Genomic DNA, 5432 nt, shown 5'->3' on the forward strand with positions numbered 1-5432 from the left:
CTTCCCACGTCGCGCCGCGTACGCCCTCGTCAGGCCACGAAGGAGCGGGGGCTCTCCACACCCGCCCCCGCGCCCGACTCGACCAGGCGGGCCGCGGCGGCGAGGCGGGCGGCCGCCTCCTCGGCGACCGGGCCGCTGACCGTGAACGGCAGCCGGACATAGCCCTCGAAGGCACCGTCGACGCCGAACCGCGGGCCCGAGGGGACCCGGACACCGACCCGTTCGCCGACCTCGGCGAGCCGCGAGCCGGACAGGCCGCCGGTGCGCACCCAGAGGGTGAGGCCGCCGCGCGGCACCTCGAACTCCCAGTCGGGCAACTCCTTGCGGACGGCGGCCACCAGGGCGTCACGGTTCTCGCGGGCCTGGTTGCGGCGCAGGGACACGGCCTGCTCCCACCCGCCGGTGTGCATCAGCCAGTTGACGCCGAGCTGCTCAAGGACAGGGGTGCCGAGGTCCGCGTAGGCGCGAGCGGCGACGAGCGAGCGGATCACGTCGGGCGCGGCCCGCACCCAGCCGATCCGCATCCCGGCCCAGAACGCCTTGCTCGCCGAGCCGACGGTGAGCACGGTCGCGCCGGCCGGGTCGAAGGCGCAGACGCGGCGGGGCATCTCCAGGTCGTCGTCGAGAAACAGCTCGGTCATGGTCTCGTCGACCACGAGCACCGTGCCGGCCGAGCGCGCGGCCTCCACCAGCTGGCGCCGCTGGTCCTCGTCGGCGAGAGCGCCGGTCGGGTTGTGGAAGTCGGCGACGACGTAGGCGAGGCGGGGCGCCGCGTCCCGCAGCACCTGCCGCCAGCGGGCCAGGTCCCAGCCGCGCAACCCCTCGGCCATGGCGACGGGCACGAGCCGGGCGCCGGTCTCGCGCATCAGCTGGAGGATGTTCGCGTACGAGGGGGACTCCACGGCGATCCGCTCGCCGCGGCCCGCGAAGAGATGGCAGATCGCGTCGATGGCGCCCATGGCGCCGGTGGTGACCATGATCTGCTCGGGCATGGTGGGGATGCCGCGCTCGGTGTAGCGGTCGGCGAGCATCTGGCGCAGCGCGGGCAGCCCGGCCGGGTAGTCGCCGTGGGTGTGCGCGTACGGCGGCAGTTCCTCGAGGGCGCCCTGGACGGACCGGGTGAGCCACGGCTCGGGCGCGGGCAGCGCGGCGCAGCCCAGGTCGATGAGGGAGCCGAGGGACTCGGGCGGCAGCGGTTCCAGGCCGCGGGCGGGCAGCGGGTTGCCGGCCGGGACGGCGGTCCAGCTGCCGGCGCCGCGCCGGGACTCCAGGAAGCCTTCGGTGCGCAGCGCCTCGTAGGCGGCGGCTACGGTGGTTCGGCTGACGGTGAGGGCGAGCGCGAGCTCGCGCTCGGCGGGCAGCCGGGCGGCGACCGGGACGCGTCCTTCGAGGACGAGCAGCCGGATGCCGTCGGCGAGGGCGCGGTAGGCGGGCGGCTTGCGGGCGCCGGGCGTGGCGGGCCTGGTCTGCTGGGCCTGGAGTTGCCGGGCGAGCTGCGCCGCACCCACGGCCGAAGTCCACTGGGCCATGGAAATCAGTCCACCTTCCGCGAATTGGCCATGGTTGGCATGTTGCCTCCCGCCACAGAGTGGCATGCGCCAGTCCACCTGCACCACCCGGGGCCTCATCCACGCCCTGCCCGACGCCACCCAAGGGGGCATTTCCTTGTCCATCGCCTCCGGTCTCCGCGGCCGGCACCTCACCCGCCGGCTCGTCCAGCTCTACGCCGGCCTCACGCTCTACGGAGTCAGCTCGGCGCTGCTCGTCCGCGGCGGCCTGGGCCTGGAGCCCTGGGGCGTGCTCCACCAGGGCATCGCCGAGCGCGCCGGGCTCAGCATCGGCGTCGTGTCGATCATCGTCGGTGCGATCGTGCTGCTGCTGTGGATACCCATCCGGCAGAAGCCGGGCCTCGGCACGGTCTCCAACGTCTTCGTCATCGGCCTCGCCATGGACGGCACCCTCGCGCTCGTGCCGGAGACGGACGGCCTGCCGACCGGAATCGCCCTGATGGTGGTCGGCATCCTCCTGAACGGCGTCGCGACCGGCCTCTACATCGCGGCCCGCTTCGGCCCCGGCCCGCGCGACGGTCTGATGACCGGCCTGCACCGGCTGACGGGGCGGTCGATCCGGCTGGTCCGGACCGCGATCGAGGTCGCGGTGGTCGCGACGGGCTTCCTGCTGGGCGGTTCGGTGGGGGTGGGGACGGTGCTGTACGCGCTGTCGATCGGCCCCCTGGCACAGTTCTTCCTGAAGGTGTTCGCGGTGGCGGAGCCGGATCCTGGATCCGATGTCCGGGAGCTTGGATCCACGAGCCAGGAGGCTGGATCCACGATCCCGGACGCTGGATCCACGGTCCACGACGCTGGATCCACGAGCCTGGCGGTTGGATCCACGAGCCAGGAGGCTGGATCCGCGGCCCCGGCGGCTGGATCCAATCTTCAGATTCCCGCATTCAGCCCGTCTACCGCCGAGTAACCCCGGCAGGCCATACTGCGCCCGTGACTCGCGAACGCCACCCCTACCTCGACCATCCGGCCACCCTCCCCTTCGCCCACCGCGGCGGTACGGCGGACGGCCTGGAGAACACGGCGGCCGCCTTCCGGCGGGCCGCCGCTGCCGGTTACCGCTATTTCGAGACCGACGTGCACACCACCGCGGACGGCCGGCTCGTCGCGTTCCACGACTCGACGCTGGACAGGGTGACGGACGCCAAGGGGCGGATCCGGGACCTGCCGTGGTCGGAGGTCCGGCAGGCGCGGGTGGCGGGCAAGGAGCCGCTGCCGCTGTTCGCGGATCTGCTGGACGAGTTCCCGGAGGCCCGCTGGAACGTGGACCTGAAGGCCGAGTCCGCGCTGGTGCCGCTCATCGAGCTGATCCGCAGGGCGGACGCCTGGGACCGGGTCTGCGTGGGCTCCTTCACGGAGTCCCGGATCGCGCGGGCGCACAAGCTCGCCGGGCCGCGCCTCGCGACCTCGTACGGCGTCACGGGCGTGCTGGGGCTCCGGCTGCGCTCGCTCGGCATCCCGGCGGCGCTGCGCGCGGGCGCGGTCGCCGCGCAGGTGCCGGAGCGGCAGGCGGGCATCCCGGTGGTCGACCGCCGCTTCGTACGTGAGGCGCACGCGCGCGGCCTGCAGGTCCACGTCTGGACCGTGAACGAACCGCAACGTATGCACGCCCTCCTGGACCTTGGCGTGGACGGCATCATGACCGATCATCTGGAGACGCTGCGCGACGTCCTCACGGACCGGGGACTGTGGTCCTGAGCGCGCGGACCATCACGGGGACCCACGGGGACGAACGAAAGGGCGCGGCCTTGACCGACGTCGACACGACCGAGCAGCGGGACGACGGCCAGGCCGCCGATCCGGCCGCCCGGCGGCGCGAGCAGCACGGCTGGTACTTCTACGACTTCGCGTGCTCGGTCTATTCGACCAGCGTCGTCACGGTCTTCCTGGGCCCCTACCTGACCGCGATCGCCAAGGCGGCGGCCGACCGGGACGGCTTCGTCCACCCGCTGGGCATCCCGGTGCGGGCCGGTTCCCTCTTCGCGTACTCCGTCTCCTTCTCCATCGTGGTCGCCGTCCTGGCGATGCCGCTGGTCGGCGCGGCGGCGGACCGTACGGGCCGGAAGAAGCCGCTGCTCGCGGCCTCGGCGTACGTGGGCGCGGCGGCCACCACGGGGATGTTCTTCCTGGACGGCCACCGCTATCTGCTCGGGGCGTTCCTGCTGATCGTGGCGAACGCGTCGCTGTCGGTGTCGATGGTGCTCTACAACGCGTATCTGCCGCAGATCGCGGAGCCGGACGAGCGGGACACGGTCTCCTCGCGCGGCTGGGCGTTCGGCTACACCTCGGGCGCGCTCGTCCTGGTGCTCAACCTGGTCCTGTTCTCCGGCCACGACTCCTTCGGCCTGTCCGAGGGCATGGCGGTGCGTATCTGTCTGGCCTCGGCCGGGCTGTGGTGGGGCGCCTTCACGCTGGTGCCGCTGCGGCGGCTGCGCGACCGGCAGACCTCGCGCACGGGCGAGGGACACGGCGAGGGTGCGGTGGGCAGCGGCTGGAAGCAGCTGGCGGCGACGCTGCGGGACATGCGACGGCATCCGCTGACGCTGTCGTTCCTGCTGGCGTACCTGATCTACAACGACGGCATCCAGACGGTGATCTCCCAGGCGTCGGTGTACGGCTCCGAGGAGCTGGGCCTGGACCAGACGACGCTGATCACCGCCGTGCTGCTCGTGCAGATCCTCGCGGTGGCGGGCGCCCTCGGGATGGGGCGGCTGGCCCGCTCCTACGGGGCGAAGCGCACCATCCTCGGCTCGCTGGGCGTGTGGACGACGATCCTGGCGGCGGGCTACTTCCTGCCCTCTGGGGCGCCGGTGGCCTTCTTCTGCCTGGCGGCGGCGATCGGCCTGGTCCTGGGCGGCAGCCAGGCGCTCTCGCGGTCGCTTTTCTCACATCTGGTGCCGCGCGGCAAGGAGGCGGAGTACTTCTCCGCGTACGAGATGAGCGACCGGGGGCTGAGCTGGCTGGGTCCGTTGGTGTTCGGTCTCGCGTATCAGCTGACCGGGAGCTATCGGGATGCCATCATCTCCCTGGTGATCTTCTTCGCCGTCGGTTCCGTACTGCTCGCGCGGGTCCCGGTGAGGCGCGCGGTGGCCGAGGCGGGCAACCCCGTACCTGCCCGGATTTAGACGCGGAAGTGAATGGGCGGTAGTGTACGCCTTTGGCCTGCCAGGCGGACCGTTACTGCGTGCTTACTTGGTGAAGACGTTAGGTGACATCTGCTGCCAGATGTGACAAAACGGGCAATGGTGGGTACAAAAACGGGCGGCACGACGGGCGACGCATGACCGGGAACGGGAATCTTTACCGCCGACCGGACGTTGACCGGATGACGACGACAGCGACACCTGTCCTGTGGGCGACAAGCCCGGGAGGCACGATTCATGAGTGAGCGAGCTCTTCGCGGCACGCGCCTCGTGGTGACCAGCTACGAGACGGACCGCGGCATCGATCTGGCCCCGCGCCAGGCCGTGGAGTACGCATGCGAGAAGGGCCATCGTTTCGAGATGCCCTTCTCGGTCGAGGCGGAGATTCCGCCGGAGTGGGAGTGCAAGGTCTGCGGAATCCAGGCACTCCTGGTGGACGGAGACGGCCCCGAAGAGAAGAAGGCCAAGCCGGCGCGTACGCACTGGGACATGCTCATGGAGCGGCGTACCCGTGAGGAGCTGGAGGAGGTGCTGGCCGAGCGGCTGGCGGTCCTTCGGTCCGGCGCCATGAACATCGCCGTGCATCCGCGCGACAGCCGGAAGTCCGCCTGACCCCAGTCGGACGGAGGGCCGCACGGCCATAGGAGAAACGCCGCGGGGCCCAGGGCTCCTACCTCGGCGTGCACGGCCTCGCCCAGTCCAGCCAGCGCTTCGCCGGACCCCT

General features: G+C 71.6%; 5 protein-coding genes. 4 read left to right on the forward strand and 1 reads right to left on the reverse strand.

Annotation, left to right across the window (positions count from 1 at the left end; genetic code table 11):
- Nucleotides 1-29: 29 nt before the first annotated feature.
- Nucleotides 30-1529 (reverse strand): SCO1417 family MocR-like transcription factor, encoded by a 1500-nt coding sequence (locus ACWEV0_RS35640; protein ID WP_453153958.1) that lies wholly within the window; start codon nucleotides 1527-1529, stop codon nucleotides 30-32.
- A gap of 136 nt (nucleotides 1530-1665) precedes the next feature.
- Between ACWEV0_RS35640 and yczE the strand changes: the two genes are divergently transcribed.
- The 4 genes from yczE to ACWEV0_RS35660 all read left to right on the forward strand — a co-directional run bounded on the left by yczE (nucleotide 1666) and on the right by ACWEV0_RS35660 (nucleotide 5320).
- Nucleotides 1666-2475, forward strand: coding sequence for a membrane protein YczE (yczE, locus tag ACWEV0_RS35645; protein ID WP_453153959.1), 810 nt, complete (start codon nucleotides 1666-1668; stop codon nucleotides 2473-2475).
- Nucleotides 2476-2498: 23 nt separating this feature from the next.
- Nucleotides 2499-3263 carry a glycerophosphodiester phosphodiesterase gene (locus tag ACWEV0_RS35650; protein ID WP_453153960.1) on the forward strand — a complete coding sequence of 255 codons (765 nt, stop codon included), beginning with the start codon at nucleotides 2499-2501 and terminating at the stop codon, nucleotides 3261-3263.
- 50 nt (nucleotides 3264-3313) lie between these two features.
- Entirely contained in the window at nucleotides 3314-4690 is a 1377-nt protein-coding gene (locus ACWEV0_RS35655; RefSeq protein WP_453153961.1) for an MFS transporter, read from the forward strand.
- 255 nt (nucleotides 4691-4945) lie between these two features.
- Nucleotides 4946-5320: an RNA polymerase-binding protein RbpA gene (locus ACWEV0_RS35660; RefSeq protein WP_389213013.1), complete on the forward strand. Its 375-nt coding sequence runs from the start codon at nucleotides 4946-4948 to the stop codon at nucleotides 5318-5320.
- Nucleotides 5321-5432: the final 112 nt, after the last annotated feature.

The sequence above is a fragment of the Streptomyces sp. NPDC003943 genome (genome assembly GCF_053605265.1).

Coding starts and splice junctions, on each gene's coding strand:
- ACWEV0_RS35660 (WP_389213013.1), top strand. CDS start 4,946: ATGAGTGAGCGAGCTCTTCGCGGCACGCGCCTCGTGGTGACCAGCTAC.
- ACWEV0_RS35640 (WP_453153958.1), bottom strand. CDS start 1,529: ATGGCCCAGTGGACTTCGGCCGTGGGTGCGGCGCAGCTCGCCCGGCAA.